The organism is Methanolinea mesophila, assembly GCF_017873855.1.
GTDB classification, from domain to species: domain Archaea; phylum Halobacteriota; class Methanomicrobia; order Methanomicrobiales; family Methanospirillaceae; genus Methanolinea_B; species Methanolinea_B mesophila.
Genome location: NZ_JAGGKR010000001.1, coordinates 2,142,350 through 2,158,152 on the forward strand (window position 1 = coordinate 2,142,350; position 15,803 = coordinate 2,158,152).

Sequence of the window (15,803 nt, forward strand, 5' to 3'; positions counted from 1 at the left end):
ACACTCGTATCGCAAAGTCAGAGTGGCTTATGTGGGATTCTATTATCTCTAAAAAATATTTGAAATGACCTTAAAATGATATGAGGTGTTACCTCATCACTCCCGCAAGCCTCCTCTCCACCTCGTTCCAATTCACAATATTCCAGAACGCCTCGACGAACTTCCCACGGTCGTTCCGGTAATCGAGGTAGTAGGCGTGCTCCCAGACGTCAAGGACCATGAGGACCGGGTAACCCGGGTACAGGTTGGCATTGTGTTTCTCGATCTGCACGATGAGCGGTCGTTTTGTCTCGGGGCAGTAACTGAGTACTCCCCAGCCTGATCCTTCCACGCTCGATGCGGCGGCAGAGAATTCCTTCTTGAACCGGTCGAATCCGCCGAATTCTTCGTCGATTGCCTTCGCAAGGTTTCCCTTGGGGAGTCCCCCGCCTCCTTTGCCAGCGGGCGCCATGTTCCGCCAGAAGAGGTCGTGGAGTTCGTATCCTCCGACATGGAACGAGAGTTCTTTCAGGGTCGCTTTCACATCGAAATCTGTCTTTTCTTTTCGGGCCTTGTCGAACTTCTCGAAGATGCCGTTCGCCCCGTTCACATATCCCTGGTGGTGCTTCGTGTGGTGCAGGGTGAGTTGGGTTTCCGAGATATACGGCTCGAGCGCCTTGTAGTCGTACGGAAGTGTCGGAAGCGTGTAGAACTTTTCCATGGTTACCACATTCCTTTATTCCCACGGTCATATTAATGCTATTTGTTACAGTGAAAAATGCAGTGAAAAAGAGGGTGAAGATGAAAGGACTTTGGATAAAATCCATATTAGGCACATAGGCTCGTATCAAATCAAATTAATCAGTACTACTATTCGAGCTTTACCGGAACATTACCCGTGACTTCGACCGCATTCGAGCGTGACATCTGATATCCGGCCTGACCGGACAGCCATCTCCCCCTTTTCTCGATTTAAGAACTAGGAGAACATACCCTAATGGCGGCAAGGTATTTAGTCCCTAGATCAGGAATACCCCCCGCGGAATCAGTTTAGTTTGGGTTTCAATGTAATCAAAAAATGGGTATTGCATTTTATTTATTTTATTGAGTAAACTAGTTAAGTAGTGAGAAATTAAATAAAAATGATAAAATTGTCATTTAATGATATAGAATTTGGTTTAGCCGCAGCAGAAAATGAAAGATCAAATAAACCCTATCTTTTGCTTAAAGGATTTTTGGATTCAAATGGATATATTGATCAATTAATGAATGGAGATAAATTCTTGGTTTTAGGCCCGAAAGGTTCAGGAAAATCGGCAATAGGGTCGCGAATTGAACTTCTATCCGATAGTCGTACCGTTTTTGTTAAAAGCCATTATTTAGAGGATTTTCCATTTAATCGGTTTAATGAAATTATTCCTGGTCGGGAAGAACCTCCTGAGGTTAGATATCCTTCTCATTGGGAATTATTAATTCTAATTAGTTTTATAGAAAATTTTTATTTAGATCGTGATATTGAACCCTATGAGAAATTAACAAAATTACAGTCAGTGCTCTCAGAATCGGGTGTATTGCCGAGTAAGAATTTATCTGAAATGGTGACAAAAGCTACAAGAAGAGAGTTCAAGGTAGGGCTACCGAAAATATTGGAATATGCATACACTGCTGAATCTGGAGGAAAAAAATTAGATATTAACTATCTAAATAGTGTACTGAAGGATATTTGCTATTCAATCAAAGGGAAAAATCAGCATATTGTAATCATTGATGGTTTGGATGATGTATTAACAAAAAGAGATAAACAATATGTATCTTTATCATCTCTAATCCTTGCAGCAGACAGAATTAATCGAAAATTTAAACAAAATTCAATAAGAGCCAAAATTATCATTTTATGTAGAACCGATTTATTTGAAAAACTTCCTGGAACAAATAAAAATAAAATTAAACAAGATTCGGCTCTTGTTTTGGATTGGTATCAAGACGTAACCGATATTAAATCTACGAATTTAGTAAAATTAATCAATCTAAGAGCATATGCATCACTAAATCGTGAAGTTGATGTATTTGATGAATATCTCCCCCATTATTATAAGGGAAATACAACGGTAATTAGACAAGTGTTTGATAATACCCGACACACACCGAGAGATATCATTCAATTACTAAATAAAATTCAAGAGCATTCTAAGATACAAAATCGAGAAAGACCTAGTGTTGAGAACATAAAAAATGGATTGAGAGGTTATTCATTAGATTATCTCGTACCTGAAATAAAAGATGAATTGGTAGGGTATCTGTCAAATGAAGAAATTGAAAAGATAATATTGTTATTGTCTGCAATGAGACGACCCACATTTTCACTACACGAAATCGAAGCTTTTTCACAATCAGATGTATCATTTTCGGATTTAACTTTAACCAAAATTTTACCAATATTGTATGATTGTAATGCTATAGGAAATATTGATAGAGCGGGTTTCGTTTCTTGGAAATATAGAAATAGGTATTCCAGCTTTGATCCGCATTCAAATATAATAATCCATAAAGGTTTAAGAAAAGGGTTAAGTCTTCCTTGAATTAAATATTTTGAGACCTCTTTGCCTTCCACCTTTTATCGAGTTCTGTAAGTATGTCATTCCTTTATGAGTCAAAACATAAAAAATAAAATTTAACATTCCTAATAGAGATTCATTGGGTTACGTTGCAGTAAAATGATTACGATGAGGAAGGTTATCAGGGTCATTTCATTGCCCGGTGTCCGGCCGAATCAACGTTTTCCATGCCAAATAACCACAATTAGCCCCAGAATTGCGAGTAAGGGAGCAATTACAAGAGGAATTTCCTGACTTGTCGAGGTAGCGCCTGGTGAGTCCTCCGCACCTTGTGAAACCTGATCAACAGATATAACCGGAGTAACAGTGGTAATAGGAGTAAACGAGGGCGTTTGTGACACTATCCCATCGCCAGTAACCTCATAACCCGCCAGTTTCGCGAGATAGATCTTTCCCGGTATATTTCCCAGGAAAAGCAAGTATTCCAGACCCGCCTCGTCCGCTGTAGTCCCGAGCACGATATATCCTCCATCGGGGGTTTCATGGACCTTTATTCCTTCATTGTAATTAGCTGCTGAAAGCGTGGAAGTCCAGAGAGTATTGCCCTGAATATCGGCCCTGACGAGCAGGATACCTAAATTGTAGGTTGTATTTTCCCTGATTTCAGCTGGTTCCTCATTAAAAATGGCAATTGTCCCGATCGCCAAAAACCCGCCATCCGACGTCGCCTCGACCGCCCGGCCCAAGCTCCAGTTGTGGGGTGGCGGCATTGTCCATTCCGGCTTCCCGGTGGGATCGGTCTTTTGGAGTAGGAGGAGTGGATACCGGTTCACCTGGGAGGGTGTAACCCCGGTGACAATCGCACCTCCGTCCGGTGCGAACCGGGTGTCAGCCAGAATCGTATCGTTATACGCCGACCAGATCACGTTTCCCAGTGCATCGGTGCGAACCAGGGCCGGTGCCCCGTAGATATCGAGGAGGTAACCCTCACTACTCGAACAATCGAGTGATCTCACTCCGCCGGGATCCCCCTCGCCATACGTTCCCGGAAACAATTTTTCCCACAGGATCCCGCCATTCTGGTCGGTTTCGGCCAGATATCCTGCTCGACCCCCGTAATCCTGGCCCTGGTCGGTCTCGCCGGCAACAATGAAATTCCCGTCCGGAAGTGCGCACACTGTATGAAGTGCATCGAACCCGGGGTTCGAATCGTAGTGTTTCTCCCATACCACATTCCCGGCGGAATCGGTCCGGACAAGGTACGGTCCGCATCGAGGTGATCCGGATCACTCGTATATCCGGCCAGGATGAAACCTCCATCCCGGGTTTCACCCAATGCATATGCTCCGTCGCTTGCGGAACCACCAAAGGTCCTGGCCCATAGTTCATTTCCATTTTCATCGGTCCGAATGAGAAACGCGTCGGAATTCTGGGGAGTCAGTTCGTAACTGGTAGTATTGTACGAACTATCTGAAACAAGGGTGACGCCTGCAATTGCATACCCGCCCTCACCGATCAGGACAATATCGCGGGCCTGGCTCTCAAGGCCGAGCGAATAGGTCCGTTCCCAGACGACCAGAGGTGCCGGAAGGGAGGATGCGAATGTAGGAGGGGCAATAAGGAAGGACACCAGGAGAATTACAGGGACAAATCGATGAATGTACATGACGGATCGATATCAGATAATCCGGGCGCCGAAAAGTAAAGATTCCGGTTTTTATATTCTGATTAAAATAGAAGATGCCCTGTTCTTTACCGCTGATCGCGGTTCTAATCACCTCTTTAAAAACTCTATCAGCGCCCTGTTCGCCTCGTCTGCATGGGTCCAGATCAGGCCGTGCGGTCCGCCCTTGATCACCGCAAAGGTGCTCCCCTTGATCGCGTCGTGCATCCGCTTCCCGGTGACCGGGAAGGGACAGATCCGGTCCGCATCGCCGTGGACGATCAGGGTGGGAATGGTGATCCGTGTGAGATCCCCGCGGAAGTCCTCGAGCCAGGCGTTGACGCATTCGTAGCTCGCCCGGGCAGAGGCCCCGGCCGCGACGTTCCAGGAGAGCTGTAGTGCCTGGTCGCTGATCCGCGTCCCCTTCAGGAGGTCCGCATTGTAAAAGTTCGCGAAGAACTGGGTGAGAAACGCCGGCCGGTCGGCGGCGAGACCCGCCTGGATCTGGTCGAAAACCGCCTTTTCCACCCCGGCAGGGTTATCGGGGGTCTTTAGGAGGAACGGCGGGATCGCCGAGATAAATACCGCCTTTTTCACCCGGTCGGGTCCGTAGGTCCCGAGATAGCGGGCGACCTCTCCGCCACCCATGGAAAACCCGACGATGGTCGCGTCCCGGATGTCGAGCTTCTCCAGCAGCGTGTGCAGGTCCCGGGTCATGGTATCGTAATTGTAGCCCGCCCAAGGCCTGGCCGATCGGCCGAATCCACGCCGGTCATACGTAATCACCCGGTATCCGGCGCTGATCAGGGCCGTGATCTGCTTCTCCCACGATGCACCGGACAGGGGCCAGCCGTGGATCAGCACGACCGGCGTTCCCGTACCGTGATCTTCATAGTACAGGTCGATATTTCCCGAATTTTCCTTCCCGACGGTAATATATGGCATGCGTTCTTCTCCTTCTGATGAACCGCATGCCCTTACGCAGTATCGATGATATAAGTATTGGCCGCAGGATAAAAATAAAAAAAAAGGTTACCTGGGAAACGGCCTCCCCCTAAGGTACGGCTCCCACCAGGCGAACCGCAGATCTCCTTTCCTCGAGTCGTAGTAGGCGATGTGCGGGCGGTTCTTGCTGTCGACCGCGATGGATGTCCATTGGGTCGGGGTAGTGTCGACCACCTGGGTGTACCATTCGGTGCCGTTCTTCGACGCATACTTCAGCTGCGCTCCGGTCGAATAACTGATGTGCGGCTCGTCGTTTAGGTCGATGACCAGCGAACTGTATTGTCCGGCCCCCCGCGTGGTGTCTATCGTCTCAATGGTCCAGTTGGAATCCTTTTTGGATGCATACTTGAGCACACCCCCGTCGTAAATTCCCTGGTAACTTATGTGGGGGTCACCTCTGCTGTCGTAGGCGAGCGAACAGTACGTCCCTGCGGGCGCGGAAGATCCGTCGACGACGTCATGGAGGCCCCCGTAGCGGAGATTGATATATTGCAGGGTCCCGTTGATATTGTCGTACCAGCATTCCCCATAGGCTACAAAGTTCCGGACATCACGTGCAATCGATTGACCTTCTCCTCTGTTGTTGCTGCCGACAACCCGGTTCTGGACCGTTGTCCCGTTGCAATTCTGGTTCAGGGGGTCAGTACAATTGTGAATTGACATTCTGCTCAGGCCTGGTGTCTGGAGATACCCGTTCAGATAGAGTATGTCCGTTACGATAGTGTAGGTATCATAATACCTGGAGATCGAGGTCGGGCCGGCGGCTATGATGTACCTTGTGGTCTCATCGGTCATCGAGATGATATAAGGGGCGTACCCGTCGCGCCCTGCCGGCCGGAACCCACCCTCGCCGAGATAAATATGGAATGAACTGTCCACGCAGGAGAACGCAAACCTCCTGCCGGTATCATTCACCCAGAGAGAGACCCCTTTTCCCAGGGTGCTCCCTGCAGGGGTTATCCGGGACCACGCGAAATACGGTTTGCCCGAGGCAGAGGCGGAATCCCACGAATATGGTTCCCATGCGAGGTGAAGACTATCGTCCGTCTCGGAATAATACGCGATGTACGCCCTGTCTTCCTCATCTATCCGGAGCGAACAATAGTAACCCAGGTCATCCCGCTCGGTGTCGATCGACCTGCTCTTCCAGAAGCCTTCGTCCGCCACGACCGGAGCGGCCAGCGCTCCGCAGAATATCATCGCGACAATCAGCGATACAAATCTGAGATCCATGTTTAATTTTCCCCCCGATACTATGGGTGTGTGATAGTGACTCAGAGGAGGTAAACATAATTTTATCGTTAGTATCCTTTAGAAAATATTCAATTTTAGAAATTATTCAAGGGAGACTCTTCGTAACAGAAGCTGCAATCACCCGATCTCCAGGTCTCTTTAGGAGTATGTTGCGTTCAATGATGTCTGACGGCTTTGATTCAGATCGACATCTCCCAGCCCTGCCCCATGTCGATCAGCGGGCGGATCTCCACAACATCGAAGGTCACGGTGGCATGCACCATGTCGGCCGCTTCCTTCCCCACGATCTGTTCCATCCGGGCCTTGAAGGTCTCGAGCAGCTCGCCCGAAGTAGCGAGCGCTTTCACCTTGAGGTAGACCCGAATCCCCTTCCAGTCCATGACCGTCTTCCCCGGCTCGATGATCATGAACACGGCATGGGGGTTCTGTTGCAGGTTTTCAAGGGTCCGGTTCGTCCCAAGCCCCATGACCACCGTCTTCGCATCGATCATTCTCGGGGAGCCGAATACGGCACTGTCGACGACTCCGTCTTTGTTCGCGGTGCTGAGCGTTCCGATCCTGTCTGTCCTGTTGAAGTACTCCATTAACTTGTCCGCCATCGGGGACACCTCCTATCCTGATCCACCCTTTAATGCGGGGGAGTAAATAGGCGTATCGGCCCGGATTTATTATGGCCCGGTGGGCCGGGTGAAAATTTTCATATCACGTTAGAATATCAAACGGGAGGCGTCAGGCAGGAATCGGGTCGCGGACCAGCCGGTACTAAAATCAAGTGGGAATTATCGTACCTGACCGGTTGTGGCCGGGGGATATGCCGTGGAATCCGTTTTATCACCGGGATCTCCGGCATATCCCCGGGGCGGAGCGGTTTTCGACCGGCCGGCTTTCTTACGTATGGACGGTGCCATCCCGCGGATACAACACGTATCCGGTTGAGACCCCTCCCGTGTACTCTTCCAGGTACCGTACACATGTTGCGAATGCCCCGGCAACCATCGCCGGGGCTATCCCCGGAACTCCGCATGAGACGATCCGGATATTGGTGGTGGCGGGAGTGACTTTCGTAGAATCCGAATCACGGTAAGGATAGACTGCGATAATCCGGGCATTATCGGTCATGACGACCTGGTTCTCCCGGAGGACGAGCGGTTTTTTCATCCCTATCCCGAGGAATTCCTCGCCATTCCGGGCAAACCGCAGTAAAAGACCGCCGGAGAGCGTATCGAGGTCGAACGCCGCTATCGGCACGCCGGATAGTGCGGATGCGAGGTTATAGGCGTCAACCGCAGTATTGATGACCGGGAGTGTTCCCCCTGTGAGGATCCTCCGCACCAGCGCCTCGGATGCGGGCCGGGTCTTTGTTGGATCGACTCCCACACTCCAGAAAAAGTCCCGGTATGCCCGGAATACCGGTTCGTTCCTGACATTTTCAAGGGTGTAACGACCTCGGACCCCCTCCAGAACCTGAATTTTTCCGGCCTCCAGGTCAGCCCTTTGCGGTTCGATGCGGACAGAACGGATGTCCCCTTCCGCAACACCGATACCGGGGAACGCTGCGAGAACTTCGGGCGAGAACTCCATAGATGAATCCCTGCACGAACTGACTTATACTTCCCGGTACCCCGATCTCCTATTCCGGAATGGCCCGTACCTTCGGTCCTGCAGTCATCACATCAACGATTGCGGGCCGAATGTGACCGTTCCCGTGGTCTCGCTGCTCCCTGCCGGGTTGGTGACATTCAGTGTCACGTACCACGTCGCCGCGACGGCCGGGTAGGAATGAACCGGGTTCTGCTCGGTCGAACTTCCCCCGTCGCCGAAACTCCAGGACCAGTGTGTCGGGGGGCCTGTGGAGGTATCGATAAACTCGACCGTATATGGTTGGGCCACGGTGGGAGGATTTGCGGTAAACGAAGCCCCAGGGGGTCGGTATGCGGGATTGACCGTAATGAAGTAATACTTGGTCTCCGAGTTGCTCCCGCCGGCGTTGGATACTACCAGGCTGACCGTGTAGGTCCCGGAAGCGGTATACACGTGGACCGGGTTTCGCTCGTTCGACGTGCTTCCATCCCCAAAGTCCCAGGCCCAATGGTCGGGTGAAAGGCTTGATTCGTCTGTGAAATGTACGGTGAGCGGGTCTACGCCTGAAACAGGGCTCGCGGAAAACTGCGCGATAGGGGGTGGGATCGATGCAGTCCGCGGGCTTTGCGTGGCAATGACGGTCAATTGCAAAGTGGTGCCTGCAGGATTGGGGGAGTTCGTGGCGGGCACTGTCGCGGGAGATGTCGGGACAGGGGAGACCGTGGGTGTAGCGGGACCGGTGGGCTGCGTGGTGCACCCGCTGAGCACGACGCCGAGCAGAATGAAGGAGATAACGCACACGGTCAGTGATTTCATAGCACCAGCTGTCCTGTATCGTTCTTAAATGTATCCCGTTTTTCCTGCGGCCCTCCGGTCCCGGCGATACCCCTGGTCCGAGGAAGGGTTGAAGAGCGTATAAAAAATGCCAAGAGTCTGAAATCCGGGATTGTGGGGGGGCGGAGAAAGGGTCCCACAACCGGGACCGGGGTGTCCCGGACCTGAGTCTTTGTTTCCGATCCCGGAGAGCGGAATCCAACGGGAAACGTTTATGGGGTGCCGGACAGAAGGACCGCTCATGGAACCACTCATCCTGGTTACGGGTTCGACGGACGGGATCGGAAAAGCGACCGCGGGGGCACTCGTCCGGCAGGGGGCCAGGGTCATCCTCCACGGGAGGAGCCGGGCGAAGGCGCGTGAGGTCCAGAGGGAATTGCAGGAAGTATCGGGCGGAGAAAAACCCGATATCCTCGTTGCCGATTTCTCCGCCCAGGACGAAGTCCGCAGTATGGCCGACGAGGTCGTTTCGACCTTTCCGAAGCTCGATGTGCTCATCAATAACGCCGGGACCTACCAGGAAGCCCGGACTCTTACGGACGACGGAGTCGAGATGACGTTTGCAGTGAACTACCTTGCGCCATTCCTGCTCACCGGCCTTCTCCTTCCCCTGCTCCGGGAGAGTGCACCCTCGCGAATCGTAAACGTGGCATCGAGCGCCCACGAGGACGTCTCCCGCATAGACTGGGATAACCTCCCTGATATGCCCCGCTACGACCCGTGGGAAGCGTACAGCCTCTCGAAATTCGGGGACATCGTATTCACCTATCTGCTCGCGGAAAAACTTGAAGGGTCGGGGGTTACCGTGAACTGTCTCCATCCTGGTGTGACCGACACAAAGATCCTCAACAACGCGTTCCCTGGCATGAGGGGCATCAGCCCCGAAGAAGGAGCCCGGACCTCCGTGTATCTGGCGGTCTCACCCGAAGTGGCAGGAGTGTCGGGAAAATATTTCGAGGAGATGCAGCCGGCCGGATCAACCGCACTCACGCATGACCGGGCCGTCCAGGAGAGGTTCTGGAAGATCGCGGAAGACCTGACCGGGCTTGAATGAACGGGATTCCCGGGAGATGTCACGGGGGGAGAGGCCGGGGAAGACCTGACCGGGCTTGAATGAACGGGATTCCCGGGAAATGTTATGGGGAAGAGACCGGGAAAGACCTGACCGGGCTTGAATGAACGGGATTCCCGGGAGATGTCATGGGGAAGAGATCGGGAAAGACCTGACCGGGCTTGAATGAACGGGATTCCCGGGAAATGTTATGGGGAAGAGACCGGGGAAGACCTGACCGGACCTAAAGAAAAAGATCCACGGATGCGGCCAGGAGGAAAGATCGTGGATGTATCCTTTTCAGGTCCCTGGTTTTGCCGGAATTCCGAGATCTTTTCGTGCGAGTCCGCGATGTAACAAATAGAGTGAGAGGATTACCGCAGGGACCAGGAAAAGTTCCGAGACGAACAGCGCCGCCCGGTATCCTTCGACTGTGATCACCGTTTCCGTCCCTGACAAGCGTGCAAACCCGGTGATCACTACGCCGGCGATGCTTACCCCGACGGCCGCACCTATCTGCTGGGAGGTGGTCAGGAGCCCGGCCGCGAGACCCTGGCGTTCGTGGGCCACCCCGGTCGTGCCGGCGATATTGAAGGAGACGATGGCGGATACGAGGCCAAGCGCCGTAAAATAATAGTACACCATCAGCAGGACGATCGACGAGGTGGTACCGATGGTCGCGAGTGCGATCACCCCCGTAATGAAGAGCACGAGCCCGCCGAGGATCATCAGCCGGTAGCCGATCCGCCTGATGATCCGCGGGGCAAGGGTCGCACCGGAAAGTCCGCCGAGTCCGGCGGGGATGAAGATAATGCCGGTCTCGAGCGGGGAAAACCCCCGGACTTCCTGGAGGAAGAGGGTGATCACGAAGACGAGTGCGGCGTTCGCCGCGAAGGTGAGGAACATCAGGATATCTGCGATTGCGATGAGGCGCCGGCGGAAGATGTCGAACGGCACCAGGGGGACACAGGCCCGCCGTTCCACGTACACGAAACTGGCCACGAGCACCACGGTCAATACCAGGAGGATCGCGAGGTGCAGGGGAGATTCCCCCGGGTTCGATGCCTGGGTAATGGAATAGATGACAAGGAGGAGCGAGCTCGTGATCAGCACCGCCCCGGTGATATCGAACCCCGCCTTCTCCTGTTTTGTTTCCGGTCCGGGGATGACGAGGACGCTCGCGATGAACACGAACGCCCCGATGGGGACATTGACAAAGAACACCCAGTGCCACGAGAGGGCACTGGTCAGGATACCTCCGAGGATAACCCCGGTGGTGAATCCTATTGCGGCCATCGAACCGAAGAGACCGAGGGCCGTGTTCCGTTCCTGTCCCTCGCGGAAGGTGGTGGTCACCAGGGACAGCGCGGTAGGGGAGAGCATGGCGGCACCGAGCCCCTGGATCGCCCGGGATACGAATATCATCTCCGCTGAAAAGGCAAAACCACCCAGCAGGGACGCGAGTGAAAACACGACCAACCCTGCGAGAAAGACATGCTTTCTCCTGAACATGTCGGAAGCCCGCCCTCCCAGGAGCAGGAACCCGCCGAAGGTCAGGGCGTAAGCACTGACCACCCACTGGAGGTTGAGAGGGGCGAGCTGGAACTGGGCCTGGATCGAGGGAAGCGCGACGTTGACGATGGAAAAATCGAGCACTATCATGAGTTGGGCGAGGGAGAGCAGCCCGAGGATGAGACGCAGCCGTTGCGGGGAGTCCGGGGCTTCATCCGACACAGGATACCATGAGAGAGCGGCATATATATAGCGTGTTCCCTTCTCCACCGCACCTTTCTGAAGGGGGCCGTCGGTCTAAACCCGGCCGACCCCGCATATCCCATCAGGGAATTCACCGGGGACGGCCCGGATGTGCGAAGGAGATTGCAAAAGCATGAAGGCGGTGCGGAATGCCGCGGATATGCGGATCCCCCGGGTCGGGAATGAACGGGTGGATGCAAGGGGGATCGGTTCGGTGCCGGTTCACGCAAAACCCCTTTTGAAAAAAGGAATAGATTCGTTTACCCTTCGATATCGGGGAACGACCGGCCCTGCTCCTGGCCCTCGTACGGCATGGAGAAGTGCAGCTGCTCGAAGATCCATCGTGCACCGGTATTCAGCAGTACTGCGGTGAACCTCCCGGTCATGGAGAGTCCGCATCCCTTGAACATCGCGTCGAACGTGCAGAGGCCCATCACCCAGACCACCCTTCCGTCGCCGTTGATGATCAGGTCGCAGAAGGTCACGTTTATACTGTCTGCCTGTGAGAGGTCCCTCCGGACCGCTTCGAGAAACTCGCTCCTGGAGGTGCTGATCTCGTCGACTCCGGTTCCGAATCCCATTGCATACTGGGAAAGGAGCGCCTTGAAGCCCTGGATATCGCGCTTCTCGTAGCACTCGGCATAGCGGGTGAAGGTATCCATGATCTCCTGGATTGTCTCTTCAGTGAATTCCATGAAGGGTTGTCGGCAGGAGAGGTTATCAATATGGCGGGATTCGACCGGGCGGACGGGGCCGCGGGCCATGACTTGTAAATAAATCGCACCTAACGCCACGTTTATCGAGGCCCGGCTCCAACGCTGCTCGCATGAAGAAACGGATTGCGGGAACCCTCGCCCTGGCGGCGGTTCTTCTCAGCGGAGTCCTCCTCATGGGGTGCAACGGATTCGCCCCCGGGCCGGAAGCCACTCCGGCGGAAGGAGGGCCGACAACGCCGGTACCGGGGGCCTTTCCCTCTCCCGGTTCGGAGGTGTACGAAAAAGCGGTCGTGGACGCGAATAACCGGTTCGCATTCGACCTTTATCACAATCTCGCGAATGATCCCCGGAATGCAGGAGAGAACATCTTCTTTTCCCCCATCTCCGTGTCTTCGGCACTGGCCGTGACGTACGAAGGGGCCCGGGGCACTACCGCGGAGGAGATGAGGGCGGTGTTCCATTTCCCGGAAAACGATACAATGCGGCGCGAGGGATTCCTCGCGGTCGGTACCGGCCTTTCCACTGTCGGCCGGAACTATACGCTGGATGCCGCAAACGCGCTCTGGGCGGAGAAAACATATCCTTTTCTCCAGGAATATGTCGATATCGCCCGGATCTACTACTCGGCAGACGTCAATAACCTGGACTTCATCGACCAGCCTGAGGCATCCCGCGAGATCATCAACCTGTGGGTGAATGAAAGGACCGCGGGAAAGATTGCGGATCTTCTCCCCTCCGGGTCCGTCGACCCGAGGACCCGTCTGGTGATCACCAATGCCGTCTATTTCAAGGGCGCCTGGATCCTTCAGTTCGATCCGGCAAAGACGACGGAACATGAATTCCGGACCGTCGGGAACGGGACTGTGACGGTCCCCATGATGTCGAGGACCGACGAGGATGCAGTCTACGGGTATACCGAGACCGACACCCTCCAGGTCATCAGGTTGCCCTATACGGCAGGGTACGGGCGAATGCTTTCCATGCTGGTCATTCTCCCGAGGGAAGACAATCTTTCTGCCGCCGGGGAGGTGCTGGATCCGGATGGCATTGCCAGGCTGCGAGAGTCCCTGACCGGGCGGCAGGTGAGGGTATACTTCCCGAAATTCACACTGGATACCGGATACCGCCTCCCCGGGACGCTTGCAGCGATGGGAATGCCCACAGTATTCACGATGAATGCAGATCTCTCCGGAATGGACGGCACAAAGAATCTCTATGTGAGCGATGTCGTCCATAAGGCACACGTGGACGTGAACGAGGAGGGGACCGAGGCCGCTGCTGCGACAGGTGTGGTTGTCAACCTGAAAGCGGTTTCCCCCACGGAACAGGTACCGGTATTCCTCGCGGACCACCCGTTTGTCTTCCTGATCCAGGATGACGAGACCGGTAATATCCTCTTCATCGGGCGGGTGGCGAACCCGGTCGCCTGAGTTCCGGATTACCGCCGACCCCTTTTTCCGGGGCCCGGCAGGTCGTATCCGGGGTTACCCGCGGGGGCTATCCCCGGTCATTTCCTTTCATCGATGCGGGTGCGTCATCCCGGCCTGCAGGGCTTGTCCGAGTTCTTCGGCCCGCCCGGAACCGAGCAGGATCTTTTTTCCGTTATTTTTTGTGATCCGGACTCCGCGGTCTCCCTGGATGTTATAGGCCATACCCCCCCGCCAGCCGAACCTTATGCCCCACCCTCCGAACTCGCGGAGAGGATGATACGTGACCGCCTCGGCGTACTCGATCTCGGAAAAGGGGATCACTCTCCATTTCAGGTGCAGCGGGAAGAACCGGAATGCAAGCCCTTCACTGGTAACCAGGGTCTCCAGCTTCATCATGACGAACCAGATCGGAAAAATGACACCGAATATTCCCCAGATGACAATTACCGCCCAGTCGGGGGCAGGGTTGCTCCCTGGTGACTCGCCGAACACGATCTGGGCGAGGAAAAAATACCACCCCAGTGCAGCGATGAACGCGATGAGAATCCATACCCAGGCCTGGTGAAACCGCTGGACCTCGTGAAAACGCACTGTTTCTTCAGGCGGTCGATCTTCCATTGCTATATGATCGGTGCTTCCAGGTCAAATGGATAACGGAACATCCGGGGCCGGCACCCTTTACGGGCAATGAAAACCTGCTCCCGTCGATCGTTCCGGGCTCCTGCACAAGGAATTTTTAACAAAGGTCCGCCGGGAATTATTGTGTCGATCCTGTAATATGCCGCCCTGCGTTGTTTCCGGAGTGTTTACGGGTGCCCGCCCCGGGCTTCCGGGGACCGGCCCGCGTGACGGCCCGCGAAGAACCGGAATATCACGAGCCCGGCCACCGTAAGGGCAAGGAGGGGGCCGAGGAAGACCAGGATAAGATAGATACCCGTTCCAAGCGCTCCACCAAGCGCCGGGACGAGGGAGAAGAGGACGATTAGTGCCGAGGCGAGCGCCAGAAACCCTGCCATGTGCCGTACCCCGAGGATCGTCGTCGTTCCAGGAATCCCGGCAAACACGGAAACCGGCCGGTCGAGCCAGATCAGCAGTACTACAACGAGATAGATGAGGACCGTGAGCACTATTGTCGGGGCCGGGGGGATTCGCCCGGGCAACAGGAAGAAGAAGGCCAGGAGGTAGAGCACGGCAAGATAGAGGAGCGCGAGGAAAAGCCCGTATTTTTTGAGTGAAAGTGAAGATACCGGGAAAAATCCCCCGGTCACTCCTGAGACGGCCATGTACAGGATCGCAACAATTCCCGCGCTGATCAGGAGAGTCGTAAGGGCTGCAGCCCCGTTGAAACCCGAGTTCATGGAGAGAAACGCCGCCCCGATGAGTGCGACCCCCGCGAATAGTCCGAAGGAACGCCTGCCTTTCGCGAGCAGCCACCGGTGACCGGGCAACAGGGGGGAGTCCTCGCGGGAAGAGGAAGAGAGCACTTCGAATGCAAGGAGCGGGAAGAGGAACGACATTACAGGGTGCCAGAAGAGGACGATTACCATGAACTCGGCGGGGGCGAACCCGAGCACGGTCCCCCACCCCGGTTCGGATCCGATGTACCCCGCCCAGGTCACCTTGGTGATCCAGGACTCGTACATCCCGAAGATCACCCCCCACAGGTAGAGAGAGGTGAACGAGGTGCGCCGGAACATCATGGCCAGGCTGAAGAGGAAGACCAGGTGGACCATGTAGAGGGGAAATGTGACGAGCCAGCCCCAGGCGGTGACGAACCAGAGCACCGAGGCCCCCGAAAGGACCTCCGCGAAGAGCATGGAGAGTGATCCTGCAAGGAGGACACAGAGGATGACCGCCGGAACGGGGAGGTCTCCTGAAGTGCTGCGGGTTTCCCGGAGGTCTTCCATGATGCGGTAATTTAGGGTATCATTGGTAATGTGGGTTGGTACAGGGGACGCGGGTATCAGGGTGTTCCGGTCC

15 protein-coding genes are annotated in these 15,803 nt (G+C 54.5%); 3 read left to right on the forward strand and 12 right to left on the reverse strand.

Features of this window, described 5'->3' with window-relative positions; genetic code table 11:
* Positions 1 to 88: 88 nt before the first annotated feature.
* The gene (locus J2741_RS10215; protein WP_209675153.1) at positions 89 to 700 is read right to left on the reverse strand and encodes a superoxide dismutase; all 612 of its coding nucleotides are present in this window, start codon (positions 698 to 700) and stop codon (positions 89 to 91) included.
* 421 nt (positions 701 to 1,121) lie between these two features.
* On the opposite strand from J2741_RS10215, the gene J2741_RS10220 reads away from it, so the two are divergent.
* Positions 1,122 to 2,558 (forward strand): P-loop ATPase, Sll1717 family, encoded by a 1,437-nt coding sequence (locus J2741_RS10220; protein WP_209675154.1) that lies wholly within the window; start codon positions 1,122 to 1,124, stop codon positions 2,556 to 2,558.
* A gap of 191 nt (positions 2,559 to 2,749) precedes the next feature.
* Here J2741_RS10220 and J2741_RS10225 read toward each other — a convergent pair whose 3' ends face one another.
* From J2741_RS10225 to J2741_RS10255, 7 genes are all read right to left on the reverse strand, one after another.
* The gene (locus J2741_RS10225) at positions 2,750 to 3,550 is read right to left on the reverse strand and encodes a hypothetical protein (RefSeq protein WP_209675155.1); all 801 of its coding nucleotides are present in this window, start codon (positions 3,548 to 3,550) and stop codon (positions 2,750 to 2,752) included.
* Complete coding sequence (locus tag J2741_RS10230) at positions 3,547 to 4,164, reverse strand: hypothetical protein (RefSeq protein WP_209675156.1); 618 nt, start codon at positions 4,162 to 4,164, stop codon at positions 3,547 to 3,549. The genes J2741_RS10225 and J2741_RS10230 overlap by 4 nt, the downstream gene beginning before the upstream one ends.
* Positions 4,165 to 4,308: 144 nt before the next feature.
* Positions 4,309 to 5,142, reverse strand: a complete 834-nt coding sequence (locus J2741_RS10235) for an alpha/beta fold hydrolase (RefSeq protein ID WP_209675157.1) — start codon at positions 5,140 to 5,142, stop codon at positions 4,309 to 4,311.
* A gap of 87 nt (positions 5,143 to 5,229) precedes the next feature.
* A complete protein-coding gene (locus J2741_RS10240) occupies positions 5,230 to 6,435 on the reverse strand; it encodes a hypothetical protein (protein ID WP_209675158.1) in 1,206 nt (401 codons plus the stop codon).
* A 200-nt stretch (positions 6,436 to 6,635) separates the two neighbouring features.
* Positions 6,636 to 7,055 (reverse strand): pyridoxamine 5'-phosphate oxidase family protein, encoded by a 420-nt coding sequence (locus J2741_RS10245; protein ID WP_209675159.1) that lies wholly within the window; start codon positions 7,053 to 7,055, stop codon positions 6,636 to 6,638.
* A gap of 289 nt (positions 7,056 to 7,344) precedes the next feature.
* Positions 7,345 to 8,037 (reverse strand): B3/B4 domain-containing protein, encoded by a 693-nt coding sequence (locus J2741_RS10250; protein ID WP_209675160.1) that lies wholly within the window; start codon positions 8,035 to 8,037, stop codon positions 7,345 to 7,347.
* 87 nt (positions 8,038 to 8,124) lie between these two features.
* A complete protein-coding gene (locus J2741_RS10255) occupies positions 8,125 to 8,853 on the reverse strand; it encodes a PKD domain-containing protein (RefSeq protein ID WP_209675161.1) in 729 nt (242 codons plus the stop codon).
* A 259-nt stretch (positions 8,854 to 9,112) separates the two neighbouring features.
* Here J2741_RS10255 and J2741_RS10260 point away from each other — a divergent pair, with 259 nt between their 5' ends.
* On the forward strand, positions 9,113 to 9,925 hold the full coding sequence (locus J2741_RS10260) for an SDR family oxidoreductase (RefSeq protein WP_209675162.1): 813 nt from the start codon (positions 9,113 to 9,115) through the stop codon (positions 9,923 to 9,925).
* Between the two features lie 297 nt (positions 9,926 to 10,222).
* On the opposite strand, the gene J2741_RS10265 is transcribed toward J2741_RS10260, so the two are convergent.
* Both J2741_RS10265 and J2741_RS10270 read right to left on the reverse strand, forming a co-directional pair.
* The gene (locus J2741_RS10265; protein WP_209675163.1) at positions 10,223 to 11,656 is read right to left on the reverse strand and encodes an MFS transporter; all 1,434 of its coding nucleotides are present in this window, start codon (positions 11,654 to 11,656) and stop codon (positions 10,223 to 10,225) included.
* Between the two features lie 281 nt (positions 11,657 to 11,937).
* A complete protein-coding gene (locus J2741_RS10270) occupies positions 11,938 to 12,372 on the reverse strand; it encodes a nuclear transport factor 2 family protein (RefSeq protein ID WP_209675164.1) in 435 nt (144 codons plus the stop codon).
* Positions 12,373 to 12,503: 131 nt separating this feature from the next.
* Here J2741_RS10270 and J2741_RS10275 point away from each other — a divergent pair, with 131 nt between their 5' ends.
* Positions 12,504 to 13,823 carry a serpin family protein gene (locus tag J2741_RS10275; RefSeq protein ID WP_209675165.1) on the forward strand — a complete coding sequence of 440 codons (1,320 nt, stop codon included), beginning with the start codon at positions 12,504 to 12,506 and terminating at the stop codon, positions 13,821 to 13,823.
* Positions 13,824 to 13,910: 87 nt separating this feature from the next.
* Here the strand turns inward: J2741_RS10275 and J2741_RS10280 are convergent, their stop codons facing one another.
* Positions 13,911 to 14,441, reverse strand: coding sequence for a DUF6141 family protein (locus J2741_RS10280; protein ID WP_209675166.1), 531 nt, complete (start codon positions 14,439 to 14,441; stop codon positions 13,911 to 13,913).
* 188 nt (positions 14,442 to 14,629) lie between these two features.
* Positions 14,630 to 15,730, reverse strand: coding sequence for a hypothetical protein (locus J2741_RS10285; protein WP_209675167.1), 1,101 nt, complete (start codon positions 15,728 to 15,730; stop codon positions 14,630 to 14,632).
* Positions 15,731 to 15,803 lie beyond the last annotated feature (73 nt).